Source organism: Delftia sp. RIT313, from assembly GCF_000632165.1.
GTDB classification, from domain to species: Bacteria; Pseudomonadota; Gammaproteobacteria; order Burkholderiales; family Burkholderiaceae_C; genus Comamonas; species Comamonas acidovorans.
The window spans coordinates 60,298-81,250 of the sequence record NZ_JFYT01000112.1 but is presented as its reverse complement, the minus strand read 5'-3'; the positions used below and the strand labels follow the sequence as shown (position 1 = coordinate 81,250).

The window sequence follows — 20,953 nt, the reverse complement described above, 5'->3', positions numbered from 1 at the left end:
TTGGCGGAACTAGTGCTTGGGCATGGGCAGCGTGGGCGTGCGCGTGCACATCCAGCACAGCCAGCCAGCCAGCGCGCCCATGACGATGCAGTAGGCGACCAGGGCCTCGGTGATGCCGATATGGTCCGATAGCCAGCCCAGGCCCAGGATGGGCACGATGGTGCCCAGGTAGCCGACCACCAGGTACGTGGACAGCAGGCCCGTGCGTGTGGCCGGTGTCGAGACCTTGTTGACGATGGACATGCCCGCCAGGTTGCACAGGCCGTGGCCCGCCGCCGTGGTGATCACGCTGAGCGCGAACAGCAGGGCCGAGCCCGCGAAGCTGTTGACCAGCAGCAGGAGGTTGCAGGCCACCAGGCAGGCAAAACCCACAATGGCCGAGCCCTTGGTCGGGCGCGGGCGCGCCAGGTACTGGAAGCCCGCCGAGAGGAACAGGATCACGCCGATGGACAGGCCCGAGACAGCCGGCCCGTGCCAGGGCACCATGCGCTGCATGAAGCTGGGCGCCAGCGATGCGAACAGGCTGAACATGCCGAAGGCGCAGAACGCGCACATGCCGCCCAGTGCGTAGTGGCGCGCAAAGCGGCGCTCCGGCAGCGTGATGGTGGGCATGAAATCGCGCCAGTGCAGCGCGCGTGCCTGGGTGGAGGCCAGCTCGGCCGGCTCGGCGATGCGCACCTGGTACAGCGCATAGACGGCCAGCAGCCCCAGCCCCAGCGAGGGGATGTAGGCTGTGACCAGCGGCCAGGGCAGCCACTGCGCGATCAGCCCGCCCACCACGGGGCCCAGCCCGAAGCCGAAGGCAATGGTCAGGCTGGTCGTGGCCGCGGCGCGCTGCAGGTCGCCACGGTTGTTGAGCCGGGTCATGCCCACCGAGGCCGAGGTGGTGATCAGCCCCGAAGCCACGCCGATCACCACGCGCCCCAGCGCAAAGCTGGGCACGTTCCAGGCCACGGCGGAGGCCAGCACGCCCAGCGTCATCAGGATCAGCCCGGCGCGCAGCACGGTGACAAAGCCGAATCGGTCGGTCAGCCGGCCCAGGAACAGCAGGCTGGCCAGCGCGCCGAACATATAGGCCACGAAGATCTGCGTGATGTGGCTGGGCTGCAGCCCCCAGGCCTGCTGGTACAGCGGGTACAGCGGGCTGGCCAGGGCGGTGCCCATGACACCCACGCACATGGAGAAACACACCCACGCATAGGGTGGCCAACGGGTTTGCATAGAAAAGGGAGCGAAAAGGGAGCGCGAAGAAAGCGAAGGGCAAAGCTGCGCCGCGCAGGCCTGGCGCCACCGGGGCGCCACGGCACTGTCCGGGAGCGCATGGAATCTGGAATGACCCGCAGGTCAATGGGTGAATTCTAAGAAACCCGCGTGTCCTGAGTGTTTTGCCGCCCCCGAGCCCCTGGCATGGACCCGGGCATACCGCTGGCATCGTGCGCCGGGCGGGCGGGTGTACCCTGTGGCCGTCCCTGTGTTTTCCCTTGTCCAGAGAGTCCGGCATGCCAGTTCCATCCTCCGCTTTCATGACCTCCCAGCCATCCCGCAGGGCAGCGTGGCCCGCGCTTGGCGCCTGCGCGCTGCTGCTGGCCGGCTGCGGCTCGGTGGGCGGCGGCGTGGGCATCGGAATTCCGGTCGGCCCCGTGTCGGTGGGCGTGGGGCTGGGCAGCGGCGGGCTGAGTGCCGGAGTCGGCACGGGCGTGGGCCCGGTCGGCGTTGGCGTCGGCGTCAACCAGAGCGGCCAGGTGCTGGGCAGCGCAGGCGTGGGCGCCTCCACAGGTGTGGGTGGCGCGCGGGTCGGCGTGGGCGTGGGTTCATCCACCGTGCTGCACGATCCGCAGCGCTCCAACGTTCAACCGGCCCAGGAGCCAGCGCCTGCCGCCCCGCCTCAGACCCCGGCCGGCCAGGTGCAATGGCGTGATGCCAGCGGTCAGGTCGTGCCGACCTGCCGCGTCGATGGCCGTTGCTGAGCCGGTGCGAGAGAGGGGAAAGGCGCGTAGCGCCTCATGGGGGGCTTCTGATCACCCCGCCCAGACGATGCGGTCGCGACCAGCGTTTTTTGCGAGATAAAGGCGCCGATCGGCATCGGCCAGCAGTTGCTGGGCACTGTTGGTGGGCGAAGGCGCAATGCAGGCCACGCCCAGGCTCACGGTCAGTGCCTGGCCCAGGGGCGATGCGGCATGGGGCAGGTCCAGCAGCCTGAGCGCATCGACGATGCCCTGCGCCACCAGCACCGCGCCATCCAGCGCCGTATGGGGCAGCAGGCAGACGAATTCCTCGCCCCCATAGCGCGCCAGCAGGTCGCCCGGCCGGTGCAGTGCGCCCTGAATGGCCTGGGAGATCTGGCTCAGGCATTCATCGCCGACCAGATGGCCGTAGTGGTCGTTGTAGGCCTTGAAGTGGTCCACGTCCATCATCACCAGCGACAGCGGCTCGCCCAGGCGCTGCAGGCGCATGAACTCGCGCTCCAGCTGGGCACTGAAGAAACGCCGGTTGGCCACGCCCGTCAGCCCGTCGCTGTGCGACAGCAGTTGCAGCATCTGGCGCTGCTGCGCAATCTCCAGATGCGTGCGCACGCGTGCCTTGAGCACGGCCGGGCGAAAGGGTTTGGTCACGAAATCCACGGCGCCCAGGTTCAGGCCCAGTTCCTCGCAATGGGGCTCGGTCAGCGCGGTGAGGAAGATGATGGGGATATGCGCGGTCTGCAGGTCGGCCTTGAGGCGGCGGCAGACCTCGAAGCCGTCCATCTCCGGCATGCGGATGTCCAGCAGGATGAGGTCGGGCAGGTACTGGCGGGCCAGGGTCAGCGCCTCCTCGCCGGTGTAGGCCACAAGCGGGCCGCACAGATCCTTGATCACCTGGCAGATGATGGTGGCGTTGTCCGGAACGTCGTCCACCACCAGCACCTTTTGCGCGGCAGGCAAGGGCTGTAGCGGGTTGGGCAGCGATGGTGGGAAGGCGGAGTAGGGCATGGCCGATGGGATTTCGGGCCGAGAATACCCCGGAACCCGCAGCCCTGGATAGGGCGCCGCGGGCCTGGACAATTTGTAAAGATATCTGTCTTCGGGAGGCAGGCAGCCCGGTGGCCTCAGGCGTATAGAGGCTCTTCCTGCATGGCCTCGATCTGCTCGTTGAGCATGTCCACCTGCCCTCGCCAGTAGTCGGGCGTGCCGAACCAGGGGAAGTTGATGGCAAAGATCGGGTCGTCCTGGCGCCGCGCCAGCCAGGCGCTGTAGTGGATGAGGCGCAGCGTGCGCAGCGGCTCGATCAGGGCCAGCTCGCGGCGGTCGAAGGGGCGGAACTGTTCGTACCCATCCAGCAGGGCGCCCAGCTGGCGCGTGCGCTGGCCCCGGTCGCCCGACAGCAGCATCCACAGGTCCTGCGCGGCCGGGCCGGTGCGCGCATCGTCCAGGTCCACGAAATGCGGGCCGCCGCGGCCTTCGTCGTCCAGCGGCGTCCACAGCACGTTGCCGGGATGGCAGTCGCCATGCAGGCGCAGCGTGCGCGCGCTGTGCAGGCCGAAGTGGCCGGCTGCGCTCATGCCGTCGGCGGCGGGTGCCATCAGGTCCAGCGCGCGCTGGCAGGCGGCCTTCCAGGTGGACTCCACTTCCAGCGGAATCATTTGCCGGGCCAGCAGCCACTGCATGGAGTCGTGGCCGAAGCTGGCCAGGTCCAGCGCCGGCCGGTGCGCAAAGGGCCGGGCCGCGCCCACGGTATGGATGCGGGCCAGGAAGCGCCCGGTCCACTCCAGCACCTCGAAGTCGTCCAGCTCGGGCGGACGGCCTCCGCGCCAGGGGCTGACCGAGAAATCAAAGCCCGCGTGGCTGTGCAGCGTGGCGCCTTCCAGCACCAGCGGGGGCACGGCGGGCACTTCGGCGGCCGTCAGCTCGGCGCTGAAGGCGTGCTCCTCCAGGATCTGATCGCGGCTCCAGCGGCCCGGGCGGTAGAACTTGAGCACGACGCGATCGCCGTCTTCCAATACGGCCTGGTAGACGCGGTTTTCGTAGGAGGCCAGGGCCGTGAGCCGGCCGTCGCCCCACAGGCCGACCGAGGCCAGGGCGTCGAGCACCACGTCGGGCGTGAGGCGGGCATAGGCGTGCGATTCGTCGTCGGGGACGACATTCAGATCAGGATCGTGCGGTGTGGCGGACATGGGGCGATTGTCGCCGGGCTGGCTTAAGCTGTGCGGCTGCCTAGCCTTCACCGATTCGCCCGCCGTGCCGCTGCTGCCCCATTTCCTGCAATCCCATGCCATAGCGAGCGCCAGCGCCAGCTCCAGCGCGGCAGGCGCATCCGACGACTGGAGCGGCTGGCATCTGGGCCGGCGCCGCTATGCGGTCTGGGTGCTGGAGCTCCATGCGCTGGGCCCTGGCGAGGGCGAAGCCGTGCGCCGCGCCTGTGCGCAGGCGTGCCAGGCCCTGGCCGCTGCGCTGGTTCCTCGGTACGAGCGGCAGCTGCATGTGACCCTGGCCACGGCCGGCTTTCTGGATGGCGATGCGGCCCTGCCGGACGCCTACGGCGCGGCGGAACTATCGCGCGACTTGCGCGCGCTGCAGGACCTGCCGGCCGCACCGCTGCAACTTGAATTCGGCGGCTGGGGCAGTTTCGAGATGGCGCCGTATCTGCAGGTGCGCGACCGCAGCCAGGGCGGGCCCACGCTGGGCATGCTGCATGGCGCACTCAGGCCGGCAAGACCCGAACTGGCGCTGACCGAGGCACTGCGCCCCTACGTGCCCCATGTGACGCTGGGCGCCTGGAACGCCGCCTGGCCACGCGCCCAGGTGCTGCAATGGATAAGCGGCCTGCCGGTGCTGGAGCACTGGCAGGCCGCCGTGGGCGAGATCGCGCTGGTCAGCTGTGCGGCCGACGCCTTGCACGGCCCGTTGACCTGCCATGCACGCTACGACCTCCGGGGTCGCAGGCTGCAATGGCGGGAGCGGCCGGGCTGGGCCTGATCAGACCAGGGTGATCTGCACGTCGATGTTGCCGCGCGTGGCGTTGGAGTAGGGGCAGACCTGGTGGGCTGCGTCCACCAGGGCCTGGGCGGCGGCCTTGTCCATGCCGGGCAGGCTGACCTTCAGGCGGGCAGCGATGCCGTAGGCGTTGGGGATGGTGCCCAGGTCCACTTCGGCGTCGATGGACAGGTCCTGCGGCAGGCTGATCTTCTGCTTGCCGGCCACGGCCTTGATGGCGCCGATGAAGCAGGCCGAGTAGCCTGCGGCGAACAGTTGCTCGGGATTGGTGCCCGTGCCGCTGGTGCCTGGCGAGGAAAGGGTCACGTCCAGGCGTCCGTCATCGGTGCGCGAGGCGCCGTCGCGGCCGCCGGTGGTGTGGGCACGTGCGGTATACAGGACTTTTTCGAGCTGGGCCATGGTGTCTTCCTTTTGCAAAGTTGTCCGGCTGTGCGGACGGGTGGAGGAAATCGGCAATCCGTTGTCAGTCGCTGCGGCGCGGCGCCAGCCGCTCGCGCAGTGCGCCGAGTTGCTGCGTCAGCGCCTGCAACTCGGGCAGCGTGCACTGCGTGCTTTGCAGCACGCAGGCGGGAATCTTTTCAGCCGCATCGCGCAGTGCCCGGCCTTGCGGGGTGAGCGTGATGCGCACGCGGCGCTCGTCCTGCGCATCGCGCACCCGCTCCAGCAGGTTCGCGCCTTCGAGCCGCTTGAGCAGCGGCGTCAGCGTGCCCGAATCCAGGGTCAGCTGCTCGCCGATCTCCGACACGGTCAGGCCGTCGCGCTCCCAAAGCACCAGCATCACCAGGTACTGCGGATAGGTCAGGCCGATGCCGTCGAGCAGGGGCTTGTAGAGCTTGGTCATGGCCAGCGACGCCGAGTACAGCGCAAAGCAGACCTGGTTGTCCAGGCGCAGAAGCTCGGGGGTGTCGGTGGGCAGGGCGTTGCGTGGCATGGGCTAAATTATTGCTGTCAATTAAATTGTGCACAACTTAATTGAGGAAATCCCTCCAGATCGGAGGGGGAAGATCGGGAGGGCGAGAAAGGCCTATCGGCCCGTGAAGCGCGCGGGGCGTTTCTCGATGAAGGAGCGCACGCCTTCGGCGGCATCCTCGCTGCTGGCCAGGCGCTGCTGCACGGGAATGAAGTCGGCCACGGCGGCGGCCTGGCCCAGCTCGATGGCCTTGAGCACATTGAGCCGCGTGGCCACCACGGCCTGCGGGGCCTGGGCGGCAATGCGCTCGGCAATGCGCAGGGCCTCGGCCAGTTCCTGGCCCGCTGGCACCACCTTCTGCACGAAGTTCAGGCGATAGGCCTCGGCGCTGTCGAACTCATCGGCCGTGAGCAGGTGCAGCATGGCATTGCCCACGCCCGCACGCTCGGCCATGCGCAGCGTAGCGCCGCCCGTGGGCATGATGCAGCGCTGCACCTCCAGCTGGGAAAAGCGGCAGTCATCGGCCGCGACCACGATGTCGGCGCCCAGCATCAGCTCGATGCCCACCGTGAAGCAAATGCCCTTGACCGCCACCACCATGGGCTTGGCGCGGCGCCGGTAACCGACCAGGCCGTAGTCGTGCGGCTCCACCAGGCCTTGCGGGATGGCCTTCCTGCCCGAGCGCAGGTACTCCGCCATCACCGGCAGGTCCAGCCCTGCCGTGAAATGGCTGCCAAACGCATGCAGCACGCCCACGCGCAACTCGGGATCGTCGTCCAGGCGCGTATAGGCCTCGGCCAGCTGCTGGAACATGGGCGGCGTCCAGCCGTTGCGCTTGGCGGGGCGGTTGATCCCGATCAGCAGCACATGGCCGCGCACTTCGCAGCTGATGCAGCCTTCGGGCGGCGGGGTGGGGGTGTTGATGTCCATGGTTGTCTCCTGCGCATGGACCTTAGTGCAGGCCAGGGATAGGTGCAGTCGCGCAGAGGACGGTTGAAAAGGGGGTGAATATCTAAGCAATGCTTTCGTTTTTCTGGGGTTTGGGAAGCTGCTCGATGAAAATCGATAAGGTCGTTTCGATTCATTGCCAGCGCCGTTGCGGCTCGATAAGATCGAAACCATGATTTCGATTTCATTGAAGCCATGAAGATCTCCATCGACTCTGTGGATGCACTCGGTGACGCGGTATGGGCCGTTCGCAAGGCGCGACGCTTGCGCCAGGACGATGCAGCAGGCGCCGCAGGCGTGAGCCATGTCTTTGTGCGGGACGTGGAGCGCGGCAAGCCCACGGTCCAGTTTGGGCGCGTGCTGCAACTGCTGTCCGAACTGGGAATCGAGGTGCTCATCGACCTTCCCGAGGGAACCGAGCAGGCCTATCTGCAGCGCCGCCAGGCCAGGCTGCCACCTGAGCCCCATGGTTCCCACGAGTACCGAACGCGCCAGGGCGCACCGGACGGAGGGCCAGCCGCTGAAGTCAGGGAGGAGCCCGGTGCCCGTGACTCGGACGATGCGTTCTTCCGCACTGCCTTCGAAAAGAACAGGCCGTGACCGCACGCATCCTGGACGTATTCATCAACGGCCGGCCTGCCGGAAAGCTGGTCGAAAACAGGGATGTCTGGGGCTTTGCCTATGAGGAGGAGTGGATGGGCGACCCTCGCGCCTTCCCATTGGCGCCCGGCATTTCCTTGGCAAAGCGCAGGCACATCGACGGATCTACGCACCGTAGCGTCCAATGGTTCTTCGACAACCTGCTGCCCGAGGAAGCACTGCGCAGTGCGATCAGCAAAGAGCTGGAGGTGAATGAGCACGATGCCTTCGGCCTTTTGCAGGCCCTTGGCGCGGAATCGGCCGGATCCCTGGTCCTGCTGCCGCCTGGGGCGGGCGCAGCCGAGCGCGGCGCAAGGAGGCTGGAGTTCGGCGAACTGTCACTGAGACTCAGGAACTTGCCGCGCACATCCTTGCATGCCGGATCACCCAAGCGCATGTCCCTGGCTGGAGCGCAGCACAAAATGGTGGTGCTGTACGACGAGAAAACCGCTCGCCTGCAGGAACCAAGGGACGGCTTCCAGCCATATCCTCAAGCCGGACTCCACGGCCGAAGGCTATCCGCACTCGACCGTCAACGAGGCCTTCACCATGAAGCTTGCCGGGCGCCTGGGGCTTGATGTGCCGCCGGTACACCTGCTGTACACGCCCGAGCCGGCCTATGTCATCAACCGCTTTGACCGCGTGTTTGATGAAGCGTCCCAAGAGTGGCTGCGACTGCATGTGGTGGATGCCTGCCAACTGCTCGACCTGGCCCGGACTTTCAAATATCAAGGAGCCAGCATCCAGACACTGGCGTCGTTGATGGACCGCTGCCGCGAAAAGGCGCAAGCCCGGATGGGCATCTATCAGTGGCTGCTGTTCAACACCCTGGTGGGCAACAGCGACAGTCATCTGAAGAATCTGTCGTTCCTGGTGGACCGGGGCGGCGTCAGGCTGGCGCCGTTCTACGATCTCCTGAGCACCGCCGTCTATCACACGCGGGCTTACGCCGATGAACATGCGGTATGGCCACAGGAGCGGCTGACGGTTCCGCTTGCGGGTGCGGCCTTCTTTGCCGACGTGACCTACGGAAAGCTGCTGGCCGCAGGTACGGCCTTGGGCCTGACCCAGAGCACAAGCGGACGTGTGCTCGACAGGATGCTTGGCATGCTGGCTCCGCAGGCCGATACGTTGATCGCAGAATTCGAGGCTGGCCAGCTCCACCAGCCTGCCGACTCTGCAATGGACCATTCCACAAGAAGTGCCCACCTGAGAATGCTCAGGTCGATACGTCACATCGTCATCGAGGACATGTTGGCGCTGGTGCGCAAAACCAAATAGCGCGCGGCCACCAAAACAAAAGGCGAAGGCCAGCCTGAGCTGCCTTCGCCTTCGCTTGGCCTTGGGGGCGGTGTATTAGTAGCTGTACACGCCGCGGCCCGTCTTGCGGCCCAGGCGGCCGGCGGCCACCATTTCCTTGAGCAGGGGGCAGGCGCGGTACTTGCTGTCGCCGAATTCCTTGAGGTAGACGTCCATCACGGCCAGGCACACGTCCAGGCCGATCATGTCGGCCAGGGCCAGCGGGCCGATGGGCTGGTTGCAGCCCAGCTTCATGCCGGCGTCGATGTCCTCGGCCGATGCCAGGCCTTCGGCCAGCACGAAGAAGGCCTCGTTGATCATGGGCACCAGGATGCGGTTGACCACGAAGCCGGGCGCGTTCTTCACGGTGATAGGGCTCTTGCCCAGGCGCTCGGACAGTTCCTTGACCGTGGCGTGCGTCTCGTCGCTGGTCTGCAGGCCGACGATGATCTCCACCAGCGCCATCATGGGCACGGGGTTGAAGAAGTGCATGCCGATGAACTTGTCGGCACGGCCCGTCACGGCGGCCAGCTGGGTGATGGAGATGGACGAGGTGTTGGTGGCGACGATGACGTCGGCATCCAGCAGCGCGTCCAGCTGCTTGAGGATCTTGACCTTGAGCTCGTAGTTCTCGGTGGCGGCCTCGATGACCAGTTGCGCGCCCTTCAGGGCCGCGTAGTCGGTCGATGTCTTGATGCGGGCCAGGGCGGCGGTCTTCTCTGCCTCGGTCAGCTTTTCCTTCTTGATCAGGCGGTCCAGGCTGCCCGAGACGGTGGCCACGCCCTTTTGGACGGCGGCCTCCGAGATGTCCACCATGACCACGTCGATGCCCGATACCGCGCAGGCCTGCGCGATGCCGTTGCCCATGGTGCCTGCGCCGATGATGCCTACGGTTTGAATTGCCATGACTGTCAGTCTCCTGAAACGAACAAAGTGAATGCGAACGTGAATGCGATCCGGCGATCGTAGCGGGATTCGGAGCATCCACCGGGTTTGCCCCGGCTTGCGGCGCCGCGCAGGCGACTGCAACAGTGGATGGCTACACCGCAGGGGAGGGGAGACATGCTGGATTTCATCGTGATCGGAGGGGGATCGGCGGGCTCGGTGCTGGCCGGGCGGCTCAGCGAGGATGCCGAGACGCAGGTGGCGCTGCTGGAGGCCGGGCCGGCCGACTCCAGCGTGCTCATCCACTGTCCGGCGGGCATGGCCGCCATGGCCAAGGGCGGGCGCCACAGCTGGGGACTGTCCACCGTGCCGCAGCCGGGCCTGGGCGGGCGGCGTGGCCACCAGCCGCGCGGCAAGGTGCTGGGCGGCTCCAGCGCGGTCAACGCCATGGTCTATGTGCGCGGCCAGCCGGCCGACTACGACCACTGGGCGGCCCAGGGCAACCCGGGCTGGAGCTGGAGCGAGGTGCTGCCCTATTTCCTGCGCGCCGAACACAACGAACGTGGCGCCGATGCCTGGCATGGCGCGGGCGGTCCGCTGAACGTGGCCGACCTGCGCGATCCCAACCCGCTGTCGCGGGCCTTCGTGCAGGCGGGCGTGCAGGCCGGCCATGCGCACAACGCGGATTTCAACGGCCAGGCGCAGGAGGGTGTGGGCCTGTACCAGGTCACCCAGCGCAACGGCGAGCGCCACCACGTCGCCAAGGCCTATCTGGCGCCGCACCGTGCCAGGCCCAATCTGCGCGTGGAAACGGGTGCCCAGGTGCTGCGCATTCTGTTCGAGGGCCGGCGCGCCGTGGGCGTGGAGTACCTGCAGGGCGGTACGGTGCAGCAACTGCACTGCCGGCGCGAGGTGCTGCTTTGCGGCGGCGCACTGCTGTCGCCGCAGCTGCTGATGCTGTCTGGCGTGGGGCCGGGCGATCACCTGCGTTCGCTGGGAATCGATGTGGTCCACCATCTGCCCGGCGTGGGCGCCCATCTGCATGACCACCCGGATGTGGTGCTGGTGGTCGATGGCGCGCAGCTGACCGACAGCTTCGGCCTGTCACTGGGCGGTGCGCGCAGATTGCTGGCCGCCGTGGGCCAATGGCGCAGCCAGCGGCGCGGCATGCTGACCACCAACTTTGCCGAGGCGGGCGGCTTCATCCGCAGCAGCCCTGGCGAGCCTGCGCCCGATCTGCAACTGCACTTCGTCGTCGCCAAGCTGGTGGACCACGGTCGCAAGACGGTCTGGGGCCATGGCTATTCGCTGCATGTCTGCGTGCTGCAGCCGGCCAGCCGGGGCAGCCTGCACCTGGCCAGTGCCGACCCGCTGGCCCTGCCGCTGGTGGACCCGGCCTTTTTCTCCGACGCGCAGGACCTGCGGCGCATGGTGAACGGCGTGCGCCGCGCCCACGAGATCCTGGCCCAGCCGGCGCTGGCGGCCCTGGGCGGGCGCGAGATGCCGGCCTCGGCCGGCGCGCAGGACGATGCAGGCATCGAGGCCTTCATTCGCAGCCATGCCGACACCATCTACCACCCCGTGGGCAGCTGCCGCATGGGGCCGGGGCCCATGGATGTGGTCGATGCGCAGCTGCGTGTCTACGGCATCAAGGGCCTGCGCGTGGTCGATGCCTCGGTCATGCCGCGCATCGTCAGCGGCAACACCAATGCGCCCACGGTGATGATCGCGGAGAAGGCGGTGGACATGATCCGCGGGGGATCCCTCTAGGTGCCTGGCGTGCGCCCGTGCGCCATGGCCTGCTCCGGGATGGAGGCCGACGGCTGCGGCCCCTGCTCCTCGGACGCGGTCACCGGACTCAGCCGCACCTGCGTCCAGCAGTCGCGCCCGCGGCGCTTGGCGGCGTAGAGGGCGGCGTCTGCGGGGGCCAGCATCAGCTCCAGGCACAGGCCGTTCCAGGCCTGGGGTGCGTGGGCGCAGCCGGCGCTGAAGCGCACTTCGAAGCCCAGCACCTTGCGCGAGGCCTGCAGCAGCGCGGACTGCAGGCGGGTGCACAGGGTGTCCACGCCGTCGTCCGTGGTGTAGAGCAGCAGGCAGAACTCTTCGCCGCCCCAGCGCGCAGCGATTTCGTCGCTGCGCAGCTGCTGCTGCAGCAGGCGGGCGAACAGGCACAGCGTCTGGTCGCCCACGGCGTGGCCGTGCTCGTCGTTGACATGCTTGAAGTGGTCCAGGTCCAGCATCACCAGGGCCAGGGCCTGGCGGTGGCGCTGGGCATGGGCCAGCATGGCGGGTGCGCGCTCCAGCAGGGCGCGGCGGTTGGGCAGCCCGGTGAGCATGTCCTGCAAGGCCAGGTCGCGCAGTTGCTGGCTGGTCTCGTCGCGCCAGGCCACGAGCACGGCCACCATGAGCAGCGTGCTGCTCAGCGTGGTCAGCAGGGCGAAGATCTGGTTGGCGCCGCTGTCTGCGGTGAAGCTGGGCAGGAAGGGCGTGGCCAGGGCCAGGTAGCTGCGCACGAACAGCATCAGCCCCATGAAGGCGGCCACGCCGCACATCAGGTAGCGCCAGCTGCGCGCCACGGGCCGCTGTGGGTCCAGGCACAGGCCGGCCAGCGCCATCAGGCACAGGCCATGGACGGCGCTGAACCAGCCGGTGCGCAGGGCCGCCTGGGGCAGCAGCAGCGCAAAGCCCAGCGGCCCCAGCACGCACAGCGCGATCAGGCCGCGTTCCAGCAGCATCGGGCGCGGCCCCAGCCATTCACGCAGGGCGCGCGCCATCTGCCACTGGGCGGTGGCGGCCAACGCCGCCGCGCCCAGCGACAGCAGGTCACGTCCCATCAGGCCGTGGGGCAGGCGGCTGGCGATCAGGATGAGGGTCCAGGCCACGGCCTGCATCAGGAAGAAGTGCTGCGCATGGCGCGCCGCACCGCTGACGCGCCGCCCCATGGCCAGCGGCAGGGCGGCCGACATGGCCATCATGTTGATGGCCACGACGGCGGTCATGGAGAAAAAGTCCAGGGTAGGCAGCGTGGATGGCATGTGCGTCCCTGGATGGCGGTGCGAAGCGTGGCCCGTGAGAAGCGGTGGCCGGCGGCGGGGCGCTACTGGAACGCCACCTCCGCGAAGCTGCGCAGCTTGCGGCTGTGCAGGCGCTGGGTGCCGCCTTCGCGCAGGATGTCGATGGCGCGCATGCCGATGCGCAGATGCTGGTCCACGCGCTCGCGGTAGAAGTGGTTGGCCATGCCGGGCAGCTTGATCTCGCCGTGCAGCGGCTTGTCGGAGACGCACAGCAGCGTGCCGTAGGGCACGCGGAAGCGGAATCCGTTGGCCGCGATGGTGGCGCTTTCCATGTCCAGCGCCACGGCGCGGCTCTGGCTGAAGCGCAGCTGGGGCAGGTTGTTGGGCAGCAGCTCCCAGTTGCGGTTGTCGGTGCTGGCCACGGTGCCGGTGCGCATGATGCGCTTGAGGTCGGGCCCGTCCATCTGCGTGACGTCGGCCACGGCCTGCTGCAGTGCCAGCTGGATTTCGGCCAGCGCGGGAATGGGCACCCACAGCGGCAGCTCTTCGTCCAGCACATGGTCCTCGCGCACATAGGCGTGGGCCAGCACGTAGTCGCCCAGCTGCTGGCTGTTGCGCAGGCCCGCGCAGTGGCCCAGCATCATCCAGGCGTGCGGGCGCAGCACGGCAATGTGGTCGGTGATGGTCTTGGCATTGGCCGGGCCCACGCCGATGTTGACCATGGTGATGCCGCTGTGGTCGGCGCGCACCAGGTGGTAGGCCGGCATCTGCGGCAGGCGCGGCGGCGGCGTGCCCAGCTCGTCATTGGGCTGGGCCGGCAGGCCGGTGCGGCGCGTGACCACGTTGCCGGGCTCGATGAAGGCCACGTACTCGCTGTCCTCCCGGGCCATCTCGGCGTGGCCCAGGCGGATGAATTCGTCGATGTAGAACTGGTAGTTGGTGAACAGCACGAAGTTCTGGAACCACTCGGGCTGGGTGCCCGTGTAGTGGCGCAGGCGGTGCAGCGAGTAGTCCACGCGCGGGGCGGTGAACAGGGACAGCGGCAGGGCCTCGCCGGGATGCGGGCGCCAGGTGCCGTTGGCAATGCCGTCGTCCATGGCTTCGAGGTCGGGCAGGTCGAACACGTCGCGCATCAGCTGGCGCCGCTCGCGCGTGAGCGTTCCCTCGATGTGGTCGTTCTCGGCGAACGAGAAGTGGATGGGAATGGGCTTGTCGCTCAGCCCCACCTCCAGCGGCACGCCGTGGCTCTTTATCAGCAGGCGGAACTGCTCGGCGTAGTAGCGCGAGAACAGGTCGGGCCGCGTGAGCGTGGCCTCGTGCGTGCCCGGGCCCTCGACGAAGCCGTAGGCCAGCTGCGTGTCGGCGCGCGCCACGGTGCTCGTGTGCATGCGAACGAAGGGGTAGTAGGCGTGGACGGGAGCGGCCGGGGTTTCGCCGGAGACGAAGCGCTGCATGTTCGAGCGAAGGTGCTCTATCTGCTCCCGGTAGATCTGCTGTACGTGCTCCAGGGCCCGCTGGGGGTCGGTGTGCAAGGTGGCTGCGGCCCTGGAGGCCTGCGAGGGGTTGTGAAGCAAAACCATGGGCTATTGTCGTTGGACTGGATGACTGTTGTGCAATTGCCAGGCGCGCGCCCTCTCGGCCGGCAGGGGCGGCGCCACAAGGTATCCCTGCATCATGCCGCAGCCCAGCTCGCGCAAAAGCGCCAATTGGGCAGGTGTTTCCACGCCTTCCGCCACGATGTCCAGGTGCAGGCTGTGGCCCATCTGCACGATGGCGGTGACGATGGCCGTGTCGTCCTCGCTATCGGGGACGTCGGCGATGAAGGAGCGGTCTATCTTGAGCTGGTTGATCGGGTGGCGGCGCAGGTAGGCCAGGGAGGAGTAGCCGGTGCCGAAGTCGTCGATGGCCAGGCCCACGCCCAGGGCCTGCAGCGCCTGCAAGGTGTCCTGCACCTGCCCGCTGGTGTGCATCAGCGTGGACTCGGTCAGCTCGATGTGCAGCCAGCGCGCCTCCAGCCCCGTTTCCTCCAGCACCTGTGCCACCTCGCGCGCCATGTCGCGCTGGCGGAATTCCAACGCCGAGAGGTTCACGGACAGCGGCACCGGCGCCAGGCCCTCGTCCTGCCACTGGCGCGCCTGGCGGCAGGCCTCGCGCAGCACCCAGTGGTCTATGGCCGAGATCAGGCCGCGCGCCTCGGCAAAGCCGATGAACTCGCCGGGCAGCACCAGGCCGCGCTGCGGGTGGCGCCAGCGCACCAGGGCCTCGAAGCCCGCCAGCCGGCCATCGGCCGTGAAGGTCTGGGGCTGGTAGTACAGCTCGAACTCGCCGCGCTCCAGCGCGCCGCGCAGCTGCTGCTCCTGCATCAGCATCTGGGCCTGGGTGGCCTGGCCGTCCTGGGCGGGTGCATAGAACTGCAGGTTGCGGCGGCCGCTGTCCTTGGCCATGTGCATGGCGCTTTCGGCGCGGTTGAGCAGCTCTTCGGCGTTTTTCCCGTCGCCGGGGTACATGGCGATGCCCATGCACGGCGAGATCACCAGCGGCGTGCCATCGATGGCGCAGGGCGCCTCGATGATGCGCTGCAGGTGGCTGGCCTGTGTCTCGGTTTCCTGCGGATCGGGATCATCGGTGAGCACGACCACGAATTCGTCGCCGCCCACGCGCGCCACCAGATCATGGGCGCGCACGCTGCCGCGCAGGCGCTGGGCGACCTCGCACAGCAGCAGGTCGCCGGCCTGGTGGCCCAGCGAGTCGTTGATGGTCTTGAAATGGTCCAGGTCGATGAGGAGCACGGCCAGCGTGCGCTGCTTGACCGAAGCCAGCGACAGCGCCTGGCGCAGCATCTGGATCAGGCGCACGCGGTTGGGCAGCTGGGTGAGCTGGTCGTGCTGGGCCAGGAAGTCCATGCGCTCCTGCGCCAGCTGGCGCAGCGTGATGTCGCGCACCAGCACGATGCGGTAGGGCCCGCCCTCGGCCGGCATGGTCTTGGCCTCGATCTCCACGGGGATGCGGTGGCCGTCCTTGTGCTGGATGGCGCCGTCGAAGCGGTCCTCGCGGCCGCTGCGCATGTACTGCAGTGCGTAGAGGCGGAATTCGGGGCAGATGTAGTCGAGGATGGGGCGGCCGGTCAGCTCGTCCAGCGTGTAGCCGGCCAGGCGGGACAGGGCCTCGTTGCCGTCGATGATCAGGCCGTCGCGGTGCATGACGATGGCCTCGGTCGTGACCTCGGTGAACTTGCGCATGCGCTCTTCGCTGTCGCGCACCTTCTGCGCCACATGGTGGTGGTGGCTCACGTCGGTGATCTGCACCACGGCGCCCTGCAGCTGCCCGTGCTCGAAGTGCGGCATCAGCAGCGATTCGATATGGCGAGGCGGTCCATCCGGCTGGGGCACCTCGCGCTCGTAGCGCACATGTTCGCCGCGCAGGCCGCGCTCCACATGCTCGGCGATGAGCTGCCACACGGCTTCGCCCACGATCTCGCGCACGGTCTTGCCCACCGCCTCGGCGGGCGTCAATCCGAAATTGCGTGCGTAGTTGATGTTGGCGAAGCGGCAGCGCAGCGTGCGCGCATCGAAGTAGGCCAGCATGGCCGGAGCCGTATCTGCTATCAGCCGCAACAGCGCATCGTCGGGCCCCGTGTCTTGCGCATCGATGTTCTCTGGCATGCGTCCCCCTCGCTGGGGATTTATAGCGGAATCGCCGAGATTTTGATAGCGCTCTTGTGCGAGGGTGAGCGGCCGCTGACGCGTGGGAGCGCGTGCGGCTGTCGGGCATCGGGGGCCGCCATGGCGGCCTGTCTTTTTTTTGCAGCGCCGCATCACGTGCGGCGCGGCTTCTTTACTTGAGCAGGTCCTGCACCTGGCCCAGTGCAGCCTGGGCGCACTTGTCGTCCAGGTGGCCGCCGGGCGCGCCGCCGATGCCCACGGCGCCGATCACCTCGTTGCCCACCTTCACCGGCAGGCCGCCGCCCAGCAGCAGGTAGCCGGGAATGTTCACCAGGTTGGCGGCGCCGGGGTTCTTCTGCGCGCCTTCCATGATGGCCAGCGTGCTGTTCTTGGCTGATGCGGCCGTGTAGGCCTTCAGGCGGCTGGCCTCCAGCGTGTGGGGGCCGGCATTGTCGGCGCGCTGCACGGCGCGCACGGTGCCGGCACGGTCCACCACGGTGGCGGTGACGGCATAGCCGTCGGCGGCGCAGGCGGCCACGCTGCGTGCGGCGATCTGGTTGGCCAGCTCCAGCGACATGTTCTTTTCCGTGCGCACGGCCTCGGCCTGGGCGGCGGTGGTGATCAGGCCCAGCGTCAGGGCAGCGAGGGTGGCAAGCTTGTTGGCGTGGCGTTGCATGGTCTTCTCCTTGGGGGTCAGTACGGCCCGGGCCACACGCCCGGACGGCATGCATGCACTGTAGAAAATGCCGCCGCCGCGCACCATTCGGACGGTTACGCGCGGCGCTGCGTAGAAATACGGAGAAGCCAGGCGCGCTGCTGGGCGAGGAGGTGGCGCCTCAGGCGCCTGCCGCCGTGTCCGCCAGGCTGGCGTAGCGGCGTATGAGCTGGGCCAGGCTGGGCGCCTCCAGCTTGGCGAAGAGGTTGGCCCGGTGCGTTTCCACCGTGCGCGGCGACAGCTCCAGGCTGCGGCCTATCTCCTTGTTGGTCAGGCCCTGCACGATCAGCGCCAGCACCTCGCGCTCGCGTGCCGAGAGCTGGGCGAAGCGCTGCTGCGCATCGCGGTCGGCCTGCTGGCGTTCGCGCGACTGCACATGCTGGCGCACGGCGCCTTGCAGCGCATCGATCAGCACTTCGTCGTCCACGGGCTTTTCCAGGAACTCGGCCGCGCCGGCCTTGAAGGCGCGCCGGCACATGTCCACCGTGCCATGGCCGGTGAGCATGATCACGGGCTGGTCCACGCCCTGCTCCACCAGCCGGCCCAGCAGGGCCAGTCCGCCGATGCCGGGCATGCGCACGTCCATCACGATGGCGCCTATGCCCTGGCGGTCCAGCCCTTCGAGAAAGGCCAGCGGATCGGCCCAGCACTGCACACGCAGGCCCACGGTGCCGATCAGCAGGGCCAGGCTGTCGCGCACGGCCTCGTCGTCATCGACCAGATGGATCAGCGGGGACAGGTCTTGGGCAGGCGCGGCGGTCATGGGTTCGGTGGTGGTGGTGGTGGTGGTGTGGATGCGGTGGGGGCGGCGCGTGCCGTGGATGCATTGGCGCATGCACTGGCGCACGCCGCAGGCAGCAGCAGCTCGAAGCGGGCTCCGCTGCCCGGTCCCGAGGCGGCCAGCTCCAGGCTGCCGCCCATGGATTCGGCCAGGCTCTGGCTCAACGTCAGGCCCAGGCCCAGCCCCTGGGCGCGGCCCGTGGCAAACGGGGTGAACAGGCGCTGGCGCATCTCGGGCGCCACGCCGGGTCCGCTGTCCTGCACCGCCACCAGCAGGCGGGTGTCGCGTCGTTCCAGTTCCACCCGCAGATGGCGTGTTGCGGGCGGCTGCTCGTGCATGGCCTGCAGCGCATTGACCAGCAGGTTGTGCAGTATCTGCTGCACGGCCACGGGGTCGGCCTGGGCGGCGGGCAGATCGGCGGCCTGCACTTTCATCTGCACCTTGACCTGGACCTGGCGGCGCCGCAGCTCGGGCTCCAGCAGATAAAGCGCTTCGGCAACGGCCTGGTTCAGATCCAGCGGCTCGGCCTGGGGCGCAAGCCCCGGTTGCTCCACCAGGCGGCGCAGCCGGCCTACCACGGCGGACGCACGCTTGGCCTGCTCGGCCGCCTGCGTCATGGCCTGGCGGGCGGCGTCCATCTCGGGCGGGTCCTCGGCCAGCAGGCGGCGCGCGGCCTGGCTGTTGGACAGCACGGCCGTCAGCGGCTGGTTCAGCTCATGCGCCATGCCTGCGGCCAGTTCGCCCAGCGTATTGAGCCGCGCCACCTGGCCCAGCTGCAGCAATTGCTCGGCGCGGCGGCGGGCCACGCGCTGGCGCAGCAGGGTGCGCAGCGCGGCCACGGCCAGCGCACAGCCCAGGGCCCAGCCCAGCATGGCCGTCCAGGGCAGCACCGAGGCGTCCAGCGGCTGGCGCAGGTACAGCACCAGCGGCTGGCTGGGTGAGGCCAGGGTCTTGCTCACCTCCCAGGACCATGTGTTCCAGCCTGGCGAGCTGCTGCTGCCGGGCTGGATCAGGAATTCCTGCCCGCCCAGGGCCAGCCAGGCGCGCACCGGGCTGGTGGCCGGTGGCATGGGCCATTCGTCGGCGGGGATGGTGGCGCGCAGGTCCAGCAGCAATGCATAGCTGGCCGGCAGCCCGGCCTGCACCAGGTACAGGCGGCCCCGGGCCAGATCGGCCAGGGCCAGTTCGGCATGGCCGCTGGCCTGGGAGCGGCGCTCGGCCTCGGCCATGCCGTGCGGCCAGGGCGCGGGCCAGGACTCGCCTGCGGCGGCCGAGCGGCGCGCCACATCCAGCACCTGCGGATACAGGCGCGGCAACTGCTTCCACGAGGCCTGGTCGGGCGCGGGCTGGCGCGGCTGCAGCAGCGCCAGCGTGCCCAGGATGGCATCGTGCTGCACCATGCGCTGGCTCAGCAGCCGGTGGGCAATGCGGGCATCGGTATCGAAGACCTCGCGCAGCGACTGCAGGCGAGCGTGCGCCAGCCAGGCCGCGCCGCAGCCTGCGGCCACGGCCCAGGCCAGCACCCACCCCGCTGATCGCTGCCATCCATTCATGGCGCGGATTCTGGCATGCGGCCCGCGCAGGCAGTGGTCTAATCCGCAGCACCCCCACCTATCGCAGCGCAGCATGGCCGAGTCCACTCCACCTACCGCCAACGCACCCGACTGGATGGCGCCGCACAGCCTGCTGCGCATCTCGGTGGTCGTGGCGCTGCTGACCATCGTGCTCAAGACCCTGGCCTGGTGGCTCACGGGTTCGGTGGGCCTGCTGTCGGACGCGCTCGAATCCTTCGTCAACCTGGCCGGTGCCGTGTTCGCGCTGACCATGGTCACCATCGCCAAGCGGCCGGCGGACACCGACCATCCCTATGGGCACCACAAGGCCGAGTACTTCTCTGCGGGCTTCGAGGGCATCCTGGTCATCGGCGCCAGCCTGGCCATCGCCTGGGCGGCGCTGGCGCGGCTGTGGAACCCGCAGCCGCTGGAGCAATTGGGCTGGGGCCTGGCGCTGTCCGTGGTCAGCTCCGCCCTCAATGGGCTGCTGGCCGTGGCCATGCTGCGCTCGGCGCGCCAGCACCGCTCCATGGCGCTGGAGGGGGATGCCCGCCACCTGCTCACCGATGTCTGGACCTCGGCCGGCGTCGTCATCGGCCTGATGGGCGCAGCGCTCACAGGCTGGCTGTGGCTGGACGCGGCCGTGGCCATAGGGGTTGCGATCAACATCTGCGTGCAGGGCGCGCAACTGGTCTGGCAGTCGTCCCAGGGCCTGATGGACCAGGCGCTGGACGCGCCCGAGCGCCTGCGCATCGACACCGTGCTGGACCGCCATGCGCACCGCGAGCATGGCGTGGTCTTCGACAACATCTCCAGCCGGCGCGCTGGCGAGCGCAGCTTTGCCGATCTGCACATGCATGTGCCCGGTGACTGGAGCGTGGCCCGCGCCGCGCGGCTGCGCACCGAGATCGAGGCCGAACTGCTGCAGGCCGTGCCCGGCCTGTATGCGCGCATCGAGCTGCTGCCCCTGGGCATGCAGACCGCCATGGAAGCCGCTATCGAGGCGGCAGGCCAGGCGGACACTCCTTCCCCATCCACCGACAAGAACCCGAACCCCGAACAATGATCAGCATCCTGCAGCGCGTGAAACAGGCGCGCGTGGAAATCGACGGCCAGGTCGCCGGCAGCATAGGCCCCGGCCTGCTGGCCCTGGTCTGCGCAGAGCGCGGCGACACCGAGGCCGAGGCCGACAAGCTGCTGGCCAAGATGCTCAAGCTGCGCATCTTTGCCGACGACGCGGGCAAGATGAATCGCAGCGTGCAGGACCTGGACGGGCAGGGCGCCTGCGGGGGCCTGCTCATCGTCAGCCAGTTCACGCTGGCGGCCGACACCGGCGGCGGCAACCGCCCCAGCTTCACGCGCGCGGCGCCACCGGCCGAGGGCGAGCGCCTGTACGACTACATCGTCCAGCGGGCGCGCGCCCTGCATCCCGACGTGGCCACGGGCCGCTTCGGCGCCGACATGCAGGTGCACCTGCTCAACGACGGGCCCGTGACCATTCCGCTGTCGATCCCCCCAGCCGCAGCCGCTTAGCTGCCGCAGACCTGCTGCAGACCTGCTGTTCTGGGGCGGATTCT

The 20,953-nt window shown here is 68.5% G+C and carries 21 protein-coding genes; 8 read left to right on the top strand and 13 right to left on the bottom strand.

Features of this window, described 5'->3' with window-relative positions:
- Positions 1 to 9: 9 nt before the first annotated feature.
- A complete protein-coding gene (locus BW39_RS28990) occupies positions 10 to 1,179 on the bottom strand; it encodes an MFS transporter (protein ID WP_034390128.1) in 1,170 nt (389 codons plus the stop codon).
- A gap of 320 nt (positions 1,180 to 1,499) precedes the next feature.
- On the opposite strand from BW39_RS28990, the gene BW39_RS28985 reads away from it, so the two are divergent.
- The gene (locus tag BW39_RS28985; protein WP_043825762.1) at positions 1,500 to 1,967 is read left to right on the top strand and encodes a hypothetical protein; all 468 of its coding nucleotides are present in this window, start codon (positions 1,500 to 1,502) and stop codon (positions 1,965 to 1,967) included.
- Positions 1,968 to 2,018: 51 nt separating this feature from the next.
- Here the strand turns inward: BW39_RS28985 and BW39_RS28980 are convergent, their stop codons facing one another.
- Together BW39_RS28980 and BW39_RS28975 are read right to left on the bottom strand one after the other, a co-directional pair.
- Positions 2,019 to 2,969: a diguanylate cyclase gene (locus tag BW39_RS28980; protein ID WP_043825760.1), complete on the bottom strand. Its 951-nt coding sequence runs from the start codon at positions 2,967 to 2,969 to the stop codon at positions 2,019 to 2,021.
- A gap of 116 nt (positions 2,970 to 3,085) precedes the next feature.
- A complete protein-coding gene (locus BW39_RS28975) occupies positions 3,086 to 4,150 on the bottom strand; it encodes a serine/threonine protein kinase (protein WP_043825758.1) in 1,065 nt (354 codons plus the stop codon).
- Between BW39_RS28975 and BW39_RS28970 the strand changes: the two genes are divergently transcribed.
- On the top strand, positions 4,149 to 4,952 hold the full coding sequence (locus BW39_RS28970) for a 2'-5' RNA ligase family protein (RefSeq protein WP_052155452.1): 804 nt from the start codon (positions 4,149 to 4,151) through the stop codon (positions 4,950 to 4,952). The two genes, BW39_RS28975 and BW39_RS28970, sit on opposite strands and share 2 nt — an antisense overlap.
- Here BW39_RS28970 and BW39_RS28965 read toward each other — a convergent pair whose 3' ends face one another.
- The 3 genes from BW39_RS28965 to BW39_RS28955 all read right to left on the bottom strand — a co-directional run bounded on the left by BW39_RS28965 (position 4,953) and on the right by BW39_RS28955 (position 6,810).
- The gene (locus BW39_RS28965; protein WP_012203126.1) at positions 4,953 to 5,369 is read right to left on the bottom strand and encodes an organic hydroperoxide resistance protein; all 417 of its coding nucleotides are present in this window, start codon (positions 5,367 to 5,369) and stop codon (positions 4,953 to 4,955) included. It lies immediately after the preceding gene.
- A 64-nt stretch (positions 5,370 to 5,433) separates the two neighbouring features.
- The gene (locus tag BW39_RS28960; RefSeq protein WP_012203127.1) at positions 5,434 to 5,901 is read right to left on the bottom strand and encodes a MarR family winged helix-turn-helix transcriptional regulator; all 468 of its coding nucleotides are present in this window, start codon (positions 5,899 to 5,901) and stop codon (positions 5,434 to 5,436) included.
- A gap of 93 nt (positions 5,902 to 5,994) precedes the next feature.
- Positions 5,995 to 6,810, bottom strand: coding sequence for a crotonase/enoyl-CoA hydratase family protein (locus tag BW39_RS28955; protein WP_012203128.1), 816 nt, complete (start codon positions 6,808 to 6,810; stop codon positions 5,995 to 5,997).
- 213 nt (positions 6,811 to 7,023) lie between these two features.
- Here BW39_RS28955 and BW39_RS28950 point away from each other — a divergent pair, with 213 nt between their 5' ends.
- Genes BW39_RS28950 through BW39_RS32125 form a run of 3 tightly spaced genes read left to right on the top strand, consistent with a single transcriptional unit; the run spans position 7,024 to position 8,748 of the window.
- Complete coding sequence (locus BW39_RS28950) at positions 7,024 to 7,428, top strand: helix-turn-helix domain-containing protein (protein ID WP_043825756.1); 405 nt, start codon at positions 7,024 to 7,026, stop codon at positions 7,426 to 7,428.
- Positions 7,425 to 8,045, top strand: a complete 621-nt coding sequence (locus tag BW39_RS32130) for a HipA N-terminal domain-containing protein (RefSeq protein ID WP_235264309.1) — start codon at positions 7,425 to 7,427, stop codon at positions 8,043 to 8,045. The genes BW39_RS28950 and BW39_RS32130 overlap by 4 nt, the downstream gene beginning before the upstream one ends.
- Positions 7,954 to 8,748: a HipA domain-containing protein gene (locus BW39_RS32125; RefSeq protein WP_227741048.1), complete on the top strand. Its 795-nt coding sequence runs from the start codon at positions 7,954 to 7,956 to the stop codon at positions 8,746 to 8,748. The genes BW39_RS32130 and BW39_RS32125 overlap by 92 nt, the downstream gene beginning before the upstream one ends.
- 75 nt (positions 8,749 to 8,823) lie before the next feature.
- Here the strand turns inward: BW39_RS32125 and BW39_RS28940 are convergent, their stop codons facing one another.
- Positions 8,824 to 9,672, bottom strand: coding sequence for a 3-hydroxybutyryl-CoA dehydrogenase (locus tag BW39_RS28940; protein WP_043825754.1), 849 nt, complete (start codon positions 9,670 to 9,672; stop codon positions 8,824 to 8,826).
- Between the two features lie 156 nt (positions 9,673 to 9,828).
- On the opposite strand from BW39_RS28940, the gene BW39_RS28935 reads away from it, so the two are divergent.
- Positions 9,829 to 11,421, top strand: coding sequence for a GMC family oxidoreductase (locus tag BW39_RS28935; protein WP_043825752.1), 1,593 nt, complete (start codon positions 9,829 to 9,831; stop codon positions 11,419 to 11,421).
- On the opposite strand, the gene BW39_RS28930 is transcribed toward BW39_RS28935, so the two are convergent.
- From BW39_RS28930 to BW39_RS28905, 6 genes are all read right to left on the bottom strand, one after another.
- Positions 11,418 to 12,650, bottom strand: coding sequence for a GGDEF domain-containing protein (locus tag BW39_RS28930; protein WP_235264308.1), 1,233 nt, complete (start codon positions 12,648 to 12,650; stop codon positions 11,418 to 11,420). The two genes, BW39_RS28935 and BW39_RS28930, sit on opposite strands and share 4 nt — an antisense overlap.
- Positions 12,651 to 12,748: 98 nt before the next feature.
- Positions 12,749 to 14,245 carry an AMP nucleosidase gene (locus BW39_RS28925; RefSeq protein WP_012203132.1) on the bottom strand — a complete coding sequence of 499 codons (1,497 nt, stop codon included), beginning with the start codon at positions 14,243 to 14,245 and terminating at the stop codon, positions 12,749 to 12,751.
- Positions 14,246 to 14,248: 3 nt separating this feature from the next.
- The gene (locus BW39_RS28920; protein ID WP_034390137.1) at positions 14,249 to 16,327 is read right to left on the bottom strand and encodes a putative bifunctional diguanylate cyclase/phosphodiesterase; all 2,079 of its coding nucleotides are present in this window, start codon (positions 16,325 to 16,327) and stop codon (positions 14,249 to 14,251) included.
- A 172-nt stretch (positions 16,328 to 16,499) separates the two neighbouring features.
- The gene (locus BW39_RS28915) at positions 16,500 to 17,003 is read right to left on the bottom strand and encodes a GlcG/HbpS family heme-binding protein (RefSeq protein ID WP_200871556.1); all 504 of its coding nucleotides are present in this window, start codon (positions 17,001 to 17,003) and stop codon (positions 16,500 to 16,502) included.
- Positions 17,004 to 17,163: 160 nt separating this feature from the next.
- Positions 17,164 to 17,805 carry a response regulator transcription factor gene (locus BW39_RS28910; protein ID WP_013804314.1) on the bottom strand — a complete coding sequence of 214 codons (642 nt, stop codon included), beginning with the start codon at positions 17,803 to 17,805 and terminating at the stop codon, positions 17,164 to 17,166.
- Entirely contained in the window at positions 17,802 to 19,376 is a 1,575-nt protein-coding gene (locus BW39_RS28905) for a sensor histidine kinase (protein ID WP_043825744.1), read from the bottom strand. The genes BW39_RS28910 and BW39_RS28905 overlap by 4 nt, the downstream gene beginning before the upstream one ends.
- 73 nt (positions 19,377 to 19,449) lie before the next feature.
- Between BW39_RS28905 and BW39_RS28900 the strand changes: the two genes are divergently transcribed.
- Both BW39_RS28900 and dtd read left to right on the top strand, forming a co-directional pair.
- Positions 19,450 to 20,442, top strand: coding sequence for a cation diffusion facilitator family transporter (locus BW39_RS28900; RefSeq protein ID WP_043825742.1), 993 nt, complete (start codon positions 19,450 to 19,452; stop codon positions 20,440 to 20,442).
- Entirely contained in the window at positions 20,439 to 20,909 is a 471-nt protein-coding gene (gene dtd, locus BW39_RS28895; RefSeq protein WP_034390145.1) for a D-aminoacyl-tRNA deacylase, read from the top strand. Before BW39_RS28900 ends, dtd begins: the two co-directional genes overlap by 4 nt.
- Positions 20,910 to 20,953: the final 44 nt, after the last annotated feature.

Bases quoted from the DNA above. Each gene is read 5' to 3' on its own strand.
- BW39_RS28930 (WP_235264308.1), bottom strand. From the start codon at position 12,650: ATGACCGCCGTCGTGGCCATCAACATGATGGCCATGTCGGCCGCCCTG.
- BW39_RS28920 (WP_034390137.1), bottom strand. From the start codon at position 16,327: ATGCCAGAGAACATCGATGCGCAAGACACGGGGCCCGACGATGCGCTG.
- BW39_RS28965 (WP_012203126.1), bottom strand. From the start codon at position 5,369: ATGGCCCAGCTCGAAAAAGTCCTGTATACCGCACGTGCCCACACCACC.
- BW39_RS28905 (WP_043825744.1), bottom strand. From the start codon at position 19,376: ATGAATGGATGGCAGCGATCAGCGGGGTGGGTGCTGGCCTGGGCCGTG.
- BW39_RS28975 (WP_043825758.1), bottom strand. From the start codon at position 4,150: ATGTCCGCCACACCGCACGATCCTGATCTGAATGTCGTCCCCGACGAC.
- BW39_RS28910 (WP_013804314.1), bottom strand. From the start codon at position 17,805: ATGACCGCCGCGCCTGCCCAAGACCTGTCCCCGCTGATCCATCTGGTC.
- BW39_RS28915 (WP_200871556.1), bottom strand. From the start codon at position 17,003: ATGCAACGCCACGCCAACAAGCTTGCCACCCTCGCTGCCCTGACGCTG.
- BW39_RS28980 (WP_043825760.1), bottom strand. From the start codon at position 2,969: ATGCCCTACTCCGCCTTCCCACCATCGCTGCCCAACCCGCTACAGCCC.
- BW39_RS28940 (WP_043825754.1), bottom strand. From the start codon at position 9,672: ATGGCAATTCAAACCGTAGGCATCATCGGCGCAGGCACCATGGGCAAC.
- BW39_RS28990 (WP_034390128.1), bottom strand. From the start codon at position 1,179: ATGTGCGTGGGTGTCATGGGCACCGCCCTGGCCAGCCCGCTGTACCCG.
- BW39_RS28985 (WP_043825762.1), top strand. From the start codon at position 1,500: ATGCCAGTTCCATCCTCCGCTTTCATGACCTCCCAGCCATCCCGCAGG.
- BW39_RS28925 (WP_012203132.1), bottom strand. From the start codon at position 14,245: ATGGTTTTGCTTCACAACCCCTCGCAGGCCTCCAGGGCCGCAGCCACC.
- BW39_RS28950 (WP_043825756.1), top strand. From the start codon at position 7,024: ATGAAGATCTCCATCGACTCTGTGGATGCACTCGGTGACGCGGTATGG.
- BW39_RS28960 (WP_012203127.1), bottom strand. From the start codon at position 5,901: ATGCCACGCAACGCCCTGCCCACCGACACCCCCGAGCTTCTGCGCCTG.
- dtd (WP_034390145.1), top strand. From the start codon at position 20,439: ATGATCAGCATCCTGCAGCGCGTGAAACAGGCGCGCGTGGAAATCGAC.
- BW39_RS28900 (WP_043825742.1), top strand. From the start codon at position 19,450: ATGGCCGAGTCCACTCCACCTACCGCCAACGCACCCGACTGGATGGCG.
- BW39_RS28970 (WP_052155452.1), top strand. From the start codon at position 4,149: ATGGGGCGATTGTCGCCGGGCTGGCTTAAGCTGTGCGGCTGCCTAGCC.
- BW39_RS28955 (WP_012203128.1), bottom strand. From the start codon at position 6,810: ATGGACATCAACACCCCCACCCCGCCGCCCGAAGGCTGCATCAGCTGC.
- BW39_RS28935 (WP_043825752.1), top strand. From the start codon at position 9,829: ATGCTGGATTTCATCGTGATCGGAGGGGGATCGGCGGGCTCGGTGCTG.